The organism is Cupriavidus sp. PET2-C1 (assembly GCF_054515855.1).
The window spans coordinates 1,183,283-1,197,389 of sequence record NZ_CM137260.1 but is presented as its reverse complement, the minus strand read 5'-3'; the positions used below and the strand labels follow the sequence as shown (position 1 = coordinate 1,197,389).

Annotated in this window: 12 protein-coding genes; 5 read left to right on the top strand and 7 right to left on the bottom strand. The window is 65.1% G+C overall.

Going from position 1 to position 14,107, the window contains the following annotated elements:
• Nucleotides 1-92 precede the first annotated feature (92 nt).
• The 3 genes from ACX12D_RS25355 to ACX12D_RS25345 all read right to left on the bottom strand — a co-directional run bounded on the left by ACX12D_RS25355 (nt 93) and on the right by ACX12D_RS25345 (nt 3,310).
• Entirely contained in the window at nt 93-1,091 is a 999-nt protein-coding gene (locus tag ACX12D_RS25355; protein WP_459376210.1) for an alpha/beta fold hydrolase, read from the bottom strand.
• Between the two features lie 39 nt (nt 1,092-1,130).
• Entirely contained in the window at nt 1,131-1,817 is a 687-nt protein-coding gene (locus tag ACX12D_RS25350) for a hydrolase (protein ID WP_459376209.1), read from the bottom strand.
• A gap of 455 nt (nt 1,818-2,272) precedes the next feature.
• Nucleotides 2,273-3,310, bottom strand: coding sequence for an AraC family transcriptional regulator (locus tag ACX12D_RS25345; protein WP_459376208.1), 1,038 nt, complete (start codon nt 3,308-3,310; stop codon nt 2,273-2,275).
• Nucleotides 3,311-3,546: 236 nt separating this feature from the next.
• Here ACX12D_RS25345 and ACX12D_RS25340 point away from each other — a divergent pair, with 236 nt between their 5' ends.
• The 5 genes from ACX12D_RS25340 (at nt 3,547) to ACX12D_RS25320 (ending at nt 8,933) form a co-directional block, all read left to right on the top strand.
• Nucleotides 3,547-4,146, top strand: a complete 600-nt coding sequence (locus tag ACX12D_RS25340; protein ID WP_459376207.1) for an RBBP9/YdeN family alpha/beta hydrolase — start codon at nt 3,547-3,549, stop codon at nt 4,144-4,146.
• Between the two features lie 140 nt (nt 4,147-4,286).
• Complete coding sequence (locus tag ACX12D_RS25335) at nt 4,287-5,135, top strand: TauD/TfdA dioxygenase family protein (RefSeq protein ID WP_459376206.1); 849 nt, start codon at nt 4,287-4,289, stop codon at nt 5,133-5,135.
• A gap of 66 nt (nt 5,136-5,201) precedes the next feature.
• Nucleotides 5,202-6,260 (top strand): beta-keto acid cleavage family enzyme, encoded by a 1,059-nt coding sequence (locus ACX12D_RS25330; RefSeq protein WP_459376205.1) that lies wholly within the window; start codon nt 5,202-5,204, stop codon nt 6,258-6,260.
• 207 nt (nt 6,261-6,467) lie between these two features.
• The gene (locus ACX12D_RS25325; protein WP_459376204.1) at nt 6,468-7,439 is read left to right on the top strand and encodes a quinone oxidoreductase family protein; all 972 of its coding nucleotides are present in this window, start codon (nt 6,468-6,470) and stop codon (nt 7,437-7,439) included.
• A gap of 159 nt (nt 7,440-7,598) precedes the next feature.
• Nucleotides 7,599-8,933 carry a spinster family MFS transporter gene (locus ACX12D_RS25320; protein WP_459376203.1) on the top strand — a complete coding sequence of 445 codons (1,335 nt, stop codon included), beginning with the start codon at nt 7,599-7,601 and terminating at the stop codon, nt 8,931-8,933.
• A gap of 50 nt (nt 8,934-8,983) precedes the next feature.
• On the opposite strand, the gene ACX12D_RS25315 is transcribed toward ACX12D_RS25320, so the two are convergent.
• Genes ACX12D_RS25315 through ACX12D_RS25300 form a run of 4 tightly spaced genes read right to left on the bottom strand, consistent with a single transcriptional unit; the run spans nt 8,984 to nt 13,856 of the window.
• The gene (locus ACX12D_RS25315) at nt 8,984-10,522 is read right to left on the bottom strand and encodes a TolC family protein (protein ID WP_459376202.1); all 1,539 of its coding nucleotides are present in this window, start codon (nt 10,520-10,522) and stop codon (nt 8,984-8,986) included.
• The gene (locus ACX12D_RS25310) at nt 10,509-12,566 is read right to left on the bottom strand and encodes an FUSC family protein (RefSeq protein WP_459376201.1); all 2,058 of its coding nucleotides are present in this window, start codon (nt 12,564-12,566) and stop codon (nt 10,509-10,511) included. Before ACX12D_RS25310 ends, ACX12D_RS25315 begins: the two co-directional genes overlap by 14 nt.
• A complete protein-coding gene (gene mdtN, locus ACX12D_RS25305; RefSeq protein WP_459376200.1) occupies nt 12,547-13,596 on the bottom strand; it encodes a multidrug transporter subunit MdtN in 1,050 nt (349 codons plus the stop codon). The genes ACX12D_RS25310 and mdtN overlap by 20 nt, the downstream gene beginning before the upstream one ends.
• Complete coding sequence (locus ACX12D_RS25300; protein WP_441631711.1) at nt 13,593-13,856, bottom strand: hypothetical protein; 264 nt, start codon at nt 13,854-13,856, stop codon at nt 13,593-13,595. Before ACX12D_RS25300 ends, mdtN begins: the two co-directional genes overlap by 4 nt.
• Between the last annotated feature and the right edge of the window lie 251 nt (nt 13,857-14,107).

Genomic DNA, 14,107 nt, shown 5'->3' with positions numbered 1-14,107 from the left:
GACGGAAGGCGAGGAGGACTGGGAGGACTGGGAGGCGTCGGATGCAGACAGGCCGTCCCGGCCTGTCTGCTGGTCGCGGGACGGCATGTTCATCAGGCCGAGAGGAAGGCCAGCAGGTCGGTGTTGACCTTGTCGGCTTCCACCACGCACATGCCGTGCGCGCCACCGGGGTAGATCTTCAGCGTGGCGTTCTTGACGATCTTGGCGCTGAGCTTGCCCGCATTGTCGATCGGCACGATCTGGTCGTCATCACCGTGCAGGATCAGCGTCGGCACGTCGATCTTCTTCAGGTCCTCGGTGTAGTCGACTTCCGAGAATTCCTTGATGCACAGGTACTGGCCCAGGATGCTGCCGGTCATGCCCTGCGCCCAGAACGCATCGATGGTGCCTTGCGAGACCTTGGCGCCGGGACGGTTGAAGCCGAAGAACGGCACCGCCAGATCCTTGAAGAACTGCGAGCGGTTTTCAGCCGTGCTCTTGCGGATGCCGTCGAACACGTCCATCGGCAGGCCGCCGGGGTTGGATGTGGTCTTTGCCATGATGGGCGGCACCGCGCCGATCAGCACGGCCTTGGCCACGCGCCCGGTGCCGTGGCGGCCGATGTAGTGGGCCACCTCGCCACCGCCGGTGGAGTGGCCGACCAGCGCCGCACCCTTCAGGTCCAGCGCTTCGATCACCGCCGCCAGGTCGTCGGCATAGGTGTCCATGTCGTTGCCCTTGGCGGCCTGGTCGGAGCGGCCATGGCCACGGCGGTCATGCGCGATCACGCGAAATCCGTGCTGTACCAGGAACAGCATCTGCGCGTCCCAGGCGTCGGCGTTCAACGGCCAGCCGTGCGAGAACACGACCGGGCGGCCGGTGCCCCAGTCCTTGTAGTAGATCCGGGTGCCGTCCTTGGTGGTGATGGTGCTCATGCTGCGTGCTCCGGTATGGTGGGAGGCGGCGTGGCCCTGCGGCTTGCCGGCGGCCACGGCGGCGGTGCTGCCCAGCGCCGCGAGTGCGGCGGCACCGGCCGTGCTGGCGCCGGATACCAGCAGCTCGCGCCGCGACGGGTTCCGGGCTGTGCCTTGCTGATTGGATTGCGCGCTCATGGTTGTCTGCCCGAGAGATCAGTGCGGTGCTTGCGCGAATCAGCGGGCCGGCACCGGCGCGAGGGACTCGTGCGGCGTGGCGGTGCGCTGCGCGGCCTTGTGCACCATGGTGTAGGCATAGTCCACGCCCATGCCGTAGGCGCCCGAGTGTTCCTTGACCAGCTTCATCACGGCGTCATAGGTGTCGCGGTGGGCCCAGTCGCGTTGCCATTCGAGCAGCACCTGCTGCCAGGTCACCGGCACCACGCCGGCCTGCACCATGCGTTGCATGGCGTAGTCATGCGCTTCCTTGCTGGTGCCGCCGGAGGCATCACCAACCATGTAGATCTCGTAGTCGCCTTCGAGCATCGCGCACAGTGCGAAGGTGGTGTTGCAAACCTCCGTCCACAGGCCGGCGACGACGACCTTCTTGCGGCCGTTGGCGGCCAGCGCGTCGCGCACCTTCTGGTCGTCCCACGAGTTCATCGAGGTGCGCTCCAGCGTCTTCTGGTCCGGGAACACGTCGAGCAGTTCGGGATAGGTGAAGCCCGAGAACGACTCGCTCTCGACGGTGGTGATCGTCGTCGGGATATTGAAGATCTTTGCCGCCTTGGCCAGGCCAACGACGTTGTTTTTCATCGCCTGGCGGTCCATCGACTGCACGCCGAAGGCCATTTGCGGCTGATGATCGATGAAGATCAGCTGGCTGTTCTGCGGGGTCAGCACTTCGAGCTTGGGATTGGTCATGATTCTCTCCTGAAGTTGGATTGGCAGGATCGTGCAGGCATGGCCCAGCACAGGCGACAGACGGCCGATCCCCGGTCGGGTGCTGCGTTATCGGTCACGCCGGCGGCGTGGCCGTGATGCGCGGGAGTGTGGCCGATCTCTGCGTAAGTCCCCGAACGAAGGTTAAAGCCGCATGGAGCTCATCGCCATTGTCTATTCGTATTAGTCAGCTGTTGCCGGGGCGTATGGACATGGCGGACATGATGGACATGGGGGGCTTCTGCCGGCCAAGCTCCGTTCTGCGCCGCGTCTGCGGCCAGGAATACCTGCTGCCGGGGCCAGCGCAAGGCTAGGCGCAGGGGCAGGGGGCGTCTATTGTCCTTTGGTATGAGGCGATCATACCGGCGAGTCCGCGCAGAATTTTGGGCAATGCAATGCCACCTCGATGCGGAGGTGATAGTGGGAGAGGGCGAAGATCAGCCGCGTTGCGGCGGTGCATCCGCGAGTGCCTGTGAGGTTTGCTTCCAGCCCGACACCGTCATGCCAAAGTGTTTTCGGAACCAGAAAGCGAAAGCGCTGGGGCTTGAGAAGCCGAGCAGATCGGCGAGTTCGGCGAGAGAGCGATCGCTGTCGAGGATCTGGCGGGAGGCAAGTTCAGCTCGCACCGCCTGGAGCAGTGACAAGAAGCTCGTGCCTTCTGCAACGAGCCGGCGATGCAAAGTTCGGCGATCCACGCCAAGGTGCTTTGCCACCTGGTCCGACGTACACCTGCCCCCGGGCAACATGGCAACCACGACCTGCCGAACGGTGTGCGTCGCACTCTCATCGGATCCAGACAAGGCCTGGTCGAGAAAGCGACGGACATATGGCGTCATACGGTAGTCATTGGCCGGCATGGGCGCCGCGAGGTCCTTTGCGGCGCAGACGATGCCATTGAAACTCGCATTGAACTCAACCACCGAGCCGAACAGCGCTTTGTGACACGTGGCACCGCGCGGTTGACGATGCTCGAAACAGACGCTTCGGGGCCGCCAGGTTGGCCCCAATAGTTCCTGGATGGTGCGGTATAGCACGCCCACGGCCATTTCAATGGACTGACGCACCGGGTACTTGCCGGTGGCCAGGATCTCTTCGCGAATCAATACAGCGTCGCCAAAGTCTTCGATATTAGTCAGCAGCGCCGCATTGATCAGGCGCATATAGCGGCAGAGGTTGTCCAGCGCCTGCCGGGCATTTGGCGCTTCGCGCATCACAAAGCTGATCGGGCCCAGGTTGGCCAGCCGCCGGTCCATGGCCAGCTGCAAGCCGAAGTCTTCCACGCCTGCCATCGATGCGCTGTCCTCAAGCAACTGGCGCACCGCCATGGAAGTGACCGGCATGTCGGGATCGAGAAGGCTCCGGGGATTCAACCCCACCTTGCGCAGCATCGCGTCAGGGTTGAGTCCGTGGTGGCGCGCCAGCTCCGTGTAGCCGGTAAGACTGGCGCTTCGGATCAAGGGCGTGTAGCCGCGCATGGGTGTGTCCCAATTTAGACATCGAATGTCCCAAATAATACATCACATTTGGTCTTGCAGAGATAGTCTTCTGATGTGGATCGGATTTGGATCGGATGTGGATTTGATCCCCCGATGTCCGGCGGCGCGAGACCAATGGCGCACAGCGTGGCGTCGGTCTTCACGTCGGACTTCATGCGCAGACGCCGGCTGTTGGCAGACCCGAGTTCCAGCACAACCTGAAATCGAATTCCATCATGACAACCTCCACTGTGCTCATCGTCCCCGGCCTGCGTGACCAGGTTGCCGACCATTGGCAGACATTGCTGGCCGAGCGGCTGCCCAGTGCCCGCACGGTGCCGCCAATGGGGCGCGAAAACCTGGACTGCTATCGCCGCGTCGCGGCAATCGAGCAGGCGGTGGCAGGCATTGGCGGCCCTGTACTGCTGGTTGCCCACAGCGGGGGCTGCATCATGCTTGCCCACTGGGCCCTGACAACCGCACACGCGGCACGCATCAAGGGCGCATTGCTGGCGTGCCCGCCTGACTTTGAACGCCCCATGCCGGAAGGCTACCCGACACTGTCCGCGATCTACTCCAGCGGCTGGCTCCCGGTACCACGCCAGCGGCTTCCGTTTCCCAGCCTGGTCGCTACCAGCCAGAACGATCCGCTGGGCGAGCTGCCAAGGGTGATCGAACTCGCGCGGGCCTGGGGCAGTGACACGGTGGACCTGGGCAAGGTCGGTCATCTGAACCCGGCATCTGGCTATGGGCCCTGGCCGATGGCCTCGCAGTTGATCGAACGGCTTGACGCGGGGCGGCTCTCGAGCAGCGCCGAGCCCACGTTGCACCACTGACTGGGCAAGCATTGGCGGCAGCTCTCAACGCAAGAGCTGCCCCACCAGCGCTACGCGCCATGCTCACCGCGACCGCGAGTCCCGCAAGACCACGGGCCCGTACGTGGCGGTGATATGAAAAAAAACGAAGGAGACAAACCATGCAGATTGAACCGTTGACGTGCGCCATAGGTGCCGAGCTCGTGAACGTGAACCTGGCAGACGCCGTGCACGACGACGGGCTGTTCGCCGAGATCAGGGCCGCGCTGCTCAAGCACAAGGTGCTGTTCCTGCGCGACCAGGACATCACGCGCGCTGAGCATGTGGGCTTCGCGCGCCGCTTCGGCGAGCTCGAGGACCACCCCGTGGTCGGCAGCGACCCGGACCACCCCGGCCTGGTGCGCATCTACAAGTCGCCGGAGGTCCCCAACGACCGTTACGAGAACGGCTGGCACTGCGACGCTACCTGGCGCGAGACGCCGCCAATGGGCTGCGTGCTGCGCTGCGTGGAATGCCCGCCGGTGGGCGGCGACACCATGTGGGCCAACATGGCACTGGCCTACGAGAAGCTGCCCGACCAGGTCAAGATCCAGATCGCTGGCCTGCGTGCGCGACACAGCATCGAAGCCACGTTCGGCGCGGCCATGCCGACCGAGAAACGCCTGGCACTCAAGGCCCAGTACCCGGATGCCGAACATCCCGTGGTGCGCACCCATCCCGAGACCGGCGAGAAGGTGCTGTTCGTCAACGGCTTCGCCACCCATTTCACGAATTTCCACAGGCCGGCCAACGTGCGCTACGGCCAGGATTTCACCCAAGGCGGCTCGGCGCTGCTGCAGTACCTGATCAGCCAGGCCTTGATCCCCGAGTACCAGGTGCGCTGGCGCTGGAAGCCGAACAGCATCGCCATCTGGGACAACCGCTCGACGCAGCACTACGCCGTGATGGACTACGCACCCTGCCATCGCAAGATGGAGCGCGCCGGCATTATCGGCGACAAGGTGTTCTGACTTGGTGTTCTGACCCTCACTCCCGCCAACCCTATCCCCTTAATTCTTACCCCCAGGAGACACGCCATGAACTTCCTCGACGGACACCTGTTCCCCGAAAACCAGCAGCCGCTCGTCATCACGGCCGCGCCCTATGCGCCGTCCTATGTCCCCTCCGACTTTCCCGAGGACATCCCGGTGACGATGGAGGCGCAGATCCAGAAGGCGGTGGACTGCTACAACGCGGGTGCCACGGTGCTGCACCTGCACGTACGCGAACTCGATGGGCGCGGCTCCAAGCGTTTGTCCAAATTCAACGAACTGGTCGCCGGCGTGCGCAAGGCCGTGCCCGAGATGATCATCCAGGTAGGTGGTTCGATCTCTTTCGCGCCAGAGACCGATGGCGCTGCCGCCAAGTGGCTCTCCGATGACACGCGCCACATGCTGGCCGATCTCGACCCCAAGCCCGACCAGGTCACAGTGACCGTGAACACCTCGCAGATGAATGTGCTGGAGCACTTCGACTACGAAGACCTGCGCGGCACGTCGATGGAAGATCCGGCTACCTTTCAGGCATACAAGGAAATGACGGTGCCCTCGCAGCCCGGCTGGGTCGAGGAGCACATCCGCCGCCTGTCGGCTGCTGGCATCCAAAGCGCATTCCAGTGCTACAACATCAACAGCTTCGAGTCGGTCGAGCGCTTGATGCGCAGGGGCATCTACAAAGGCCCGCTGGTCATGAACTGGGTGGCCATCAGCGGCGGCATGGACGCGCCCAACATCTACAACATGGCCAACATCGTGCGCGCCGTGCCCGATGGCGCAGTGCTGACGGTGGAAAGCTCCGTGCTCAACGTGCTGCCGATCAACATGATGGGTATCGCCATGGGCTTGCATGTGCGCTGCGGCATCGAGGACAACCTCTGGAACCAGCAGCGCTCCAAGAAGTTCAGCACGGTCCAGCAGATCGAGCAACTGGTGCGCATTTCACGCGAGTTCGGCCGCCCGATCGCCACCGCGCGGCAGGCGCGCGAGATTTCCAAGATCGGCGTGTTCTACGACACGGTGGAGGAGTCCCTGGCGGCCAACGGCTTCGCGCCCAACCGCGTCGGCCGCCAGCAGGGCCATCTGCGCAAGGTCGCCTGAGCGCCGCCACGCCCTGGTTCAAAACGGCAAGGAGACCCATGATGAAGCAAGCCTCCAAGTCCGGCCAGTGTGCGGCGCTTCTCGGGGTCGCCTTCGCCCTGTGCATGTCGGCGCCGCTGGCCCGCCCACGAACCCCGTCGCCGGGCTGTCAGTGACCAACTGAGTCGGCGGCGCGGGACCCCACAGAACAGACAAAGGAAGATAAGCATGTCAAAAGCCATTCGCTTCTACGAAACCGGCGGCCCTGAAGTGCTGAAGTTCGAGGACGTCGAGGTCGGCGAGCCCGGCCCCGGCGAGGCTCGCGTGCGCCACAGCTACATCGCGCTGAATTTCATCGATATCTATTTCCGCACCGGCCGCTACCCGCTGGCGCTGCCCAACGGGCTGGGCTCCGACGCGGTCGGGGTCGTCGAGGCCGTGGGTTCCGGCGTGACGGACATCCGCGTGGGTGACCGCGTCGGCTACCTGATCGGGCCGCAGGGCGCTTATTCCCAGGTGCGCGTGATGCCGGCCGCGGTGCTGATCCCGCTGCCCGATGGCATCTCCGAGCGCACCGCCGCCACGCTCATGATGAAGGGCATGACGGCGCAATACCTGTTCCGTCAGGTCTACCCGCTGCAGGGTGGCGAGACCATCCTCTACCACGCGGCTGCGGGTGGCGTGGGGCTGATCGCCTGCCAGTGGGCGCGGGCGATGGGCGTCACCATGATCGGAACCGTGAGTACCGACGAGAAGGCCGCGATCGCCAAGGCCAACGGCTGTGCGCACACCATCGTGACCTCGCGCGAGAACATCGTGCAGCGCGTCAAGGAGATCACCGACGGCAAGGGTGTTCCGGTGGTCTATGACTCGGTGGGCAAGGACACGCTGGAAGCCTCGCTGGACTGCCTGCAGCCGCGCGGTTCGCTGATCAGCAACGGCACCTCGTCGGGCGCGGTGATCGTCGACTCCCAGATGCTGGCCGTGAAGGGATCGATCTGGTTCACGCGGCCGGCCATGATGCACTATATCCAGCCGCGCGCGCACATGCTGGAGATGGCCAAGGAATTGTTCGAGCACGTGTTGGCCGGCCGCATCGCTAGCGAACCCCAGCAGACCTTTGCCCTGGCCGATGCCGCCGACGCGCATCTGGCGCTCGAGTCGCGCAAGACAGTAGGTTCCACCGTCCTGGTGCCCTGACAGGGCATTGTCACGTTGCCCAAGCACACGCGGCACGCATCAAGGGCGCATTGCTGGCGTGTCCGCCTGACTGTGAACGCACCATGCCGGAAGGCAGCCGGCACTGCAAGCATCAGAGGTGGCTCTCAATGCAAGAGCCAACCCATTCTGGAGACACGCATGAACCCGCACACCCCGCATTCCGGACCCGATGATCGCGACGACTATCTGGTCAGCCGCCCCCGAGCCTGGTTTGCCTTTGGCATGACCTTTGCGCTGATGCTGTTCGACTACATTGACCGGCAGGTCATTGTCTCGTTGTTTCCCCACTTGAAGGAAGCGTGGAGCTTGTCGGACAAGCAGCTTGGCGCACTGGTGTCGATCATCTCGATCGTTGTCGCACTGGGCGGCCTGCCCGTGGCCCTTCTGGCCGATCGGATGAGCCGAGTCAAGAGTGTCGCCGTGATGGCAACGGTATGGAGCGTAGCGACCATCTCATGCATGTTCACTCGCAACTACAGTCAGCTATTTGCCGCGCGCGCCATGGTAGGTGTTGGCGAAAGCGGCTATGGTTCCGTCGGTGCGGCGCTGATTGCCAGCTTGTTCCCCAAGCGCATGCGCTCCATGTTGCTGGGGGCGTTCTTTGCCGCCGGCTCCATTGGAGCTGTCCTCGGCGTCATGCTGGGCGGCGTGATCGCCCAGCGCTGGGGCTGGCAGGCCGCGTTCGGCGTGGTGGGCTTCCCGGGGCTGGCAATCGCGCTGCTGTACCTGTTCGTGCCTGACTACAAGACCGTGGGGCTGACGTCCCGGCTGAACAAGGCAAAGGAGTCACCATGGAACTTCATCAGGCACGTCGCAAGCGCGTTGTCTGACTCGCGTACGGTCTGGTGGACCTGCATCGGCGCAGCGTTTCAGCTCATCGTGGTGTCTACCGTCTGGGCCTGGCTCCCCAGCTATTTCAACCGGTTCCACGGTGCAGCCCCGGATGTTGCCGCCAAAGAAGCGGCGCTGATCGTCTTGTGCGGCGCGCTGGGGGCCTTCGTGTGGGGTCTCGTGGTGGACAGGGCGGCTGTACGCCGGCCACGCAACAAGCCTCTCGCCGTGGCCTTCCTGTGCGTGGCGACCCTGCTGGTTTTTGTTGCGGCCTTTACCGTTACGATGCCAGCCAGCCAACAGTTCCTGCTAATCGCGTGCGGCGGCTTCCTGATGACGTGCACGGTAGGGCCGGCGGCGGGTATTGTGCTCGACGTCGTTCACCCGGGCGTGCGTTCCACCGGCGCCGCACTACTGTCGCTCTTTCAGAACATGTTTGGCCTTGCGGTTGGGCCTTTCGTCGGGGGGGCGATTTCAGACGCCCTTGGCCTGCAGACGGCCCTTGCGGTGATGCCGGCATTCGGCTTGGTCGCCGCCGCATGCTTCCTTTTGGCGGCGCGCCAGTATGAATCGGATCTGCATCGGGCCGACATTCGCCTGCGGACTTACGACGAAGTACCGCTCGCATCGGCATCAGCCTGATTCGCGCCTCCTGTTCGGCCCCGCCCGGAGCACCTGTCGATTCGGGTGGCTCAACGCGTCGAGCCGATCGCCCCGGTCGCGAGCGCCAGCGTGGCGGCGGCGGCCAGCGCGCCGCTATACGCATCGGTCGACGCGTTCCATGCCAGCAGCAACTGGGTCTGCGCCAGGTTGGCATCGGTTACCGATCCCACGCCCTTGCTATATGCAGCAAAGGCCGCGTTGTAGGTGACCTGGGCGGCGTCGGCCAGCGCCTTGGCCGCGTCATACGCCGCCAGGCTCGATTCGAGCGCGCTCTGGCTGACCACCACTTGCCGCACCGATTCCTCCTTGGCGCGCGTCAGCCGGGCCGATGCGCTGTCGACGTCATTGCGCGACTGCGCGACCACCGCCGAGCGCACCCCGCCGTCGTAAATGGGCACGGTAACGCCAAGGAATACGCTGGCGCCGTAGCGATAGCCGTTGAGGTTCAGCGTCGGCGGCTGCTGGCCGATTGGCGGAATCGCCGAGATGGACGATCCACCCGACGCATATGACGTGTAAGCGGACAGGAACACCTTGGGCAGGAACGCCGCCTCGGCCGCCTTGACCTTGGCCTGGCTGGCACGCTCGGCCGCGTAGGCGCTCAGCACGTCGGGCCGCTGCGCAATCGCGCTTTCGACGATCTGCTCGATCGAGCCGCGCAAGGCCGGCGACAAGGGGCGCACGGGCATTTCGGCGATGCGTGGTTTCGACAACGGTGAAATACCAATGGCCGTGAGCAGGGCCAGATACGCGTCGGTCTCGGCTCCCTGCGCTTGCACCATCGCAAGGTTGGTCTGCGCACGGTTCTGGGTGGCCTGCGCCACCTCCACGACCGTGCCGATGCCGCGCTGGTAGCGGGCCTTGGCGGCCGCGAGCACGGCTTCGGCGTTGGTCATGGCCTGCTGCACCGTGCCGCCGCGCGACCGGGCAGCCTGATAGCGGTAGAACGCCACGCTGACATCGTGCACGATGCGCTGGTGAACGGCCGTGAACGCAATATTGACGGCAATCGAAGTCTGCTCCGCGGCATCGACAATCCCCGCGCGTTCACCGAAATCGAACAGCAGCCATTGCAGCGACAGCACCGACACCGCGCCGTGGACGGACGTGTTCGTGCCGGCCGATCCCAGGGGCGTGCTGGTGGAAAGATGCCCGTTCTGGTAGCCGCCCATGGCCGCGGCCGAGATGTGCGGCAGGTAGCTGGCCTTGGCGATGCCCGCGGCCAGCGCCGCATTGCGTGCGTCGTTCCACGCGATGCGCGTCAGCGGGTTGGCGGACTCGGCCATGTCGATCAGTTCCGGCAGCGAGTACGCGTGCGCCGGATCGAGCGCGGGCGGCGGTGCGATCGATGCCAGCGCCGAATTGGCGGGCAGCGTGTAGTCGGAAGGCCTTGGCGCGGAGGCGGCCCTGGCCGCGGCGCCGGGCACGATCTCTCCGGATGCCGTGGTGGCGGGCTGCCACGGCCGATCAGCTTGCGCAGGCGCGAGATTCAGCGACGACGTGGCACAACCGGCCAGCGTGGCGGCCATCAGCGATAGCGGAATCACCAGCGAATCACGTTTGCGCATGGATTGGGGAAGGGTGGGCCGTCTGCGCGGCGTCGGCTACGGAGGCGGTCAGGCGTTTGTCGATGAGAGCCAGCAAGGCGTTGCGGGCCGGGCCGTTGTGACCGGCGGCGTCAGTGGCCTCAGTGGCCTCAGTGGCCTGGGTGGCGTGAGTGGCGGTGGTGGTGTCAGTGGGCTGCACTGGCTGCGGCGCCGTATCGTGGGCCCGCAGCGTGCGAAGCCGCTGCGCGAGGTCGGGGTCGCCCGGGAACCGCTCGGCGAACAGGAACGCCGGACCGGCAATTGCGTCGAGCGAGCGCAGGCGCCGCTGGCGGTCGTCGACCCACTCGGGCGCCGGGCCTACGGACGCAGGCTCGTAGTGCGCGAGGATCAGGTCCTGCGCAATATCGCCCTGCAAGGCCAGCGCGATTGCGGCATGCCCGCGCCGGTCGTCGGGCCGCCTGGCATGCGCCAGTTGCTGCCACTGCTCGGCCAGCCGGCCCAGCGCCGCTTCGATGCGCGCGGTAATGCTGACCGGCCAGACGCGCGTGAACACCAGGTAGACCATCAGGTTGCCGAGCATGATGCCGATGACCCGGTCACGCGCGATGGTCAGGTCAAAGCCTGGGCCGGCGCCCTGGATGACACACAGGTAGAACGCGAACGCGACCTGGAAGCCTGCGTAGGCGATGCGCGCTGAGCCTTGCGCAACCCAGGCCGATATCCACGTGCCCGCGAAGACGAGCAACATGAGTCCGCCCACCGACGACAGCGAAGGCACGACATACACGAGGGCGGCCGTGCCGATGGCAGCGCCAGCCAGGCAGCCGGCCAGCCGCAGCGAGAGCTTCTCCACCGTCTCCGCGGCGGTCCCGAGCGACACGAGGTAACACGTGATGAAGCAGGTATGAATGCCCGGCCAGTTGAGCTGCTGATAGAGCAGGTAGCAGAACATGGCCGCGCCGGTGGTCTTGAGCGCGTAGTGGATGTGGCCGCGATTGCTAAAGGCATCTGCGTCGAGGAAGCCGCCGCGGCTGGTTGCGGGCGTCGGGGCTGTCGCGGTGTCCGCCGTCGTGTCCGTGTCCGTGTCCGACGCTGGGGGCTCGGCAAAGCCGTTGATGGCCGTGTGCAGCTCCCTGGCAACCGCCGCCTGCGCCGGCGCAAGCTGGCTGGCGTCCGGTGGGCTCAGCCCGATTTCCACCGGATAGCCACCCGCATCGAGCATGCGCGCCATCGCGCCAAGCGTGTCGGCGATCGGATCGGCAACCGGGGCGGGCAGGGGAGCGCCCGGCTGCCGGCGGGCGACATCGACCGCCAGCAGGATCGCCATGGTTGACGCCGCGGCATGGCGCAGCGCGGCTACGTCGCTGGCATTGGCCGAGCCTTCGATCTTTGCCAGCTTGAGCCAGCCCGCCACCGGCTGAACGCCAGTGTGCAGCGCTGCCTGCAGCGCGGCGCCGTCCGGTGCTGGATCGCGCAGGCAGGCTGCCGCCACGCGCAGGCAATGGGCCAGTTGGTCGCAGGCCAGCCGGCGCGGCGACGCCCCCAGCACCAGGTTGACCGCCACGTTCACGCCGATCGGAATCGCCACCATCAGCCAGGCATAGAGCAGGGCGCGCGTGGCGATCTCACCGCCGGGCACCAGGCCGAGCTCGTCGAGCCCGAACCCGATGATCATGGCGATGATGGCGCCCACCGGGCGCAGCTTGCTGGCCGAGGTCAGGAAGAGCAGGGCGGCCGACAGCACGGCCATGCAAGCCACCCGGCTCATTGGATCATCGACACTGAAATCGGCCAGCAGCATCACGAGTCCGATGATGATGCTGACCAGCACCAGCGCCGCCACGCTCATCACGATACTGGTAACGCGATCCGCCCGGTTGATGAAAAAGACGACATAGGCGGAGATGGCCGCCTCCGGCGTGCCATAGATGCTGGTGACGAGCACCGTCAACATGCAAGCCACGGCAATGCGCGTGGTGGCCGTTGCGCGGCCCGGAAACGGTGCCAGCAGGGCGCCGAGACCGGCCAGCCCGAGACGCCACTTGTCAGCGGCAGGCAGCGCCATGCCGGATCTCGACGGTTGCACTCGCGCCCACCCGGGCCAGCGTTTCCGGCGGTTCTTCCAGCTTGATCCGCACCGGGAATCGCTTGGCCACACGCACCCAGTTCACCGACGGCTGGACATAGGGCAGGGAGCGCGGCAGGTTCAGGCGCTCGGTATCGGTGATGCCAATGCCAATGCCCTGGACCTTGCCGCGCATGGCATGGCTGCGGTCGATCATCGAATAGACCGTGGCGCAATCGCCAAGACGGATATCAGCCAGCTGGGTTTCCCGGAAATTGGCGACGGCGAACCATTCGCCGGTATGCACTAGCAGGAAAAGGGACTGATTGGGAATCACGACTTCGCCGGACAGCACGGTCAGGCCGCTCACGCGGCCGTCATGCGGGGCGCGAACCACGGTGTCGTCCAGTGCCCGCTGGGCGATGGCCAAAGCCGCCTCGCGCGCTCGCACGGTCGCCGTGGCATCGTCCTCGGTGCCCACCGCCTTTGCCGTCGCGGCACGCTGCACACTGGCCTGTTTCAGCGATACGGCCGCGTCGCGCTGCGCCACCTCGGCCTGGTCGAGCTGCTGCTTCGGCACGTAGCCATCCGCGGCCAGCGGACGCAGACGCTCCACGGTGCGCGCTGTCAGCGCGTAGTTCTGCTCGGTGCGGGCGGTCTGCTCCGAGGCAATTGCCGCGTTGGCGTGTTCAGTGGCAATCGTGCGTCTGCGCGTGCCCAGCGCAGCCTGCGCCAGTTCCAGATCGGCAGTCGCCTGGGCCACGGCTAGCCGGTATGGCACAGGATCGATCTCGAACAGCACAGCGCCCTTGGCCACGTGCTGGTTCTCGCTGACCAGGATCCTCGCGATCTTGCCGCCCACGGGCGAGGCCACATGCACCATATCGGCATCGAGCCCGGCATCGTCGGACGACGGAAACCGCTCGGTGCGATGCCAGGCATAGATGGAGAGCAGGATGGCCAGAACAACGATCGCCAGGGCGATCAATTTCCCGCGCAGCGGGCTTTTGCGGACGCCGGCCATTTTCATAGGATGTGTCCCGTACCCGATAACCAGACGATTTCAGCGATCATCAGGCCGATTGCCGTGTTCACCAGCAGCGGGAAGCCGACGATATCCGCCCAGCCGGCCAGGATAAACAGCCGCCAGGAAATGACGGCGCCCACGATGCCGATCAGGGCGCTCAAGAGCCAAAGCGGAAAATAGGCGCCAAACAGACCGAAGGATGGGGCACCGGCGCAACCATAGAGCGAAGCGGCTAACACGACGAGCACAAGCGAGCGTGCCATGGGATCTGGGGCAGGATTGGTTCACGCAATATAGCAGCGAGTATTCGCGATTGTCCAAGATTGTCCAAGGGACAAGGAAAACTTGGCGTTGGAGCTTGAACACAATCCTTCTTGGTCAACTCCGGGCTGACGATGCGCGGCGCCGCTGGGGGGCCAAGGATGCAGTGCTTCGGCGCGAAAATATGTCAGAAATGAGCCCATGGAAATGCCGTGCGAACGCCATTGGCCACGATTCCACATAGGATTGCGCT

What these genes read in the sequence shown, in the direction of transcription:
- ACX12D_RS25355 (WP_459376210.1), bottom strand. Translation starts at nt 1,091, where the DNA reads ATGAGCGCGCAATCCAATCAGCAAGGCACAGCCCGGAACCCGTCGCGG.
- ACX12D_RS25350 (WP_459376209.1), bottom strand. Translation starts at nt 1,817, where the DNA reads ATGACCAATCCCAAGCTCGAAGTGCTGACCCCGCAGAACAGCCAGCTG.
- ACX12D_RS25345 (WP_459376208.1), bottom strand. Translation starts at nt 3,310, where the DNA reads ATGCGCGGCTACACGCCCTTGATCCGAAGCGCCAGTCTTACCGGCTAC.
- ACX12D_RS25340 (WP_459376207.1), top strand. Translation starts at nt 3,547, where the DNA reads ATGACAACCTCCACTGTGCTCATCGTCCCCGGCCTGCGTGACCAGGTT.
- ACX12D_RS25335 (WP_459376206.1), top strand. Translation starts at nt 4,287, where the DNA reads ATGCAGATTGAACCGTTGACGTGCGCCATAGGTGCCGAGCTCGTGAAC.
- ACX12D_RS25330 (WP_459376205.1), top strand. Translation starts at nt 5,202, where the DNA reads ATGAACTTCCTCGACGGACACCTGTTCCCCGAAAACCAGCAGCCGCTC.
- ACX12D_RS25325 (WP_459376204.1), top strand. Translation starts at nt 6,468, where the DNA reads ATGTCAAAAGCCATTCGCTTCTACGAAACCGGCGGCCCTGAAGTGCTG.
- ACX12D_RS25320 (WP_459376203.1), top strand. Translation starts at nt 7,599, where the DNA reads ATGAACCCGCACACCCCGCATTCCGGACCCGATGATCGCGACGACTAT.
- ACX12D_RS25315 (WP_459376202.1), bottom strand. Translation starts at nt 10,522, where the DNA reads ATGCGCAAACGTGATTCGCTGGTGATTCCGCTATCGCTGATGGCCGCC.
- ACX12D_RS25310 (WP_459376201.1), bottom strand. Translation starts at nt 12,566, where the DNA reads ATGGCGCTGCCTGCCGCTGACAAGTGGCGTCTCGGGCTGGCCGGTCTC.
- mdtN (WP_459376200.1), bottom strand. Translation starts at nt 13,596, where the DNA reads ATGAAAATGGCCGGCGTCCGCAAAAGCCCGCTGCGCGGGAAATTGATC.
- ACX12D_RS25300 (WP_441631711.1), bottom strand. Translation starts at nt 13,856, where the DNA reads ATGGCACGCTCGCTTGTGCTCGTCGTGTTAGCCGCTTCGCTCTATGGT.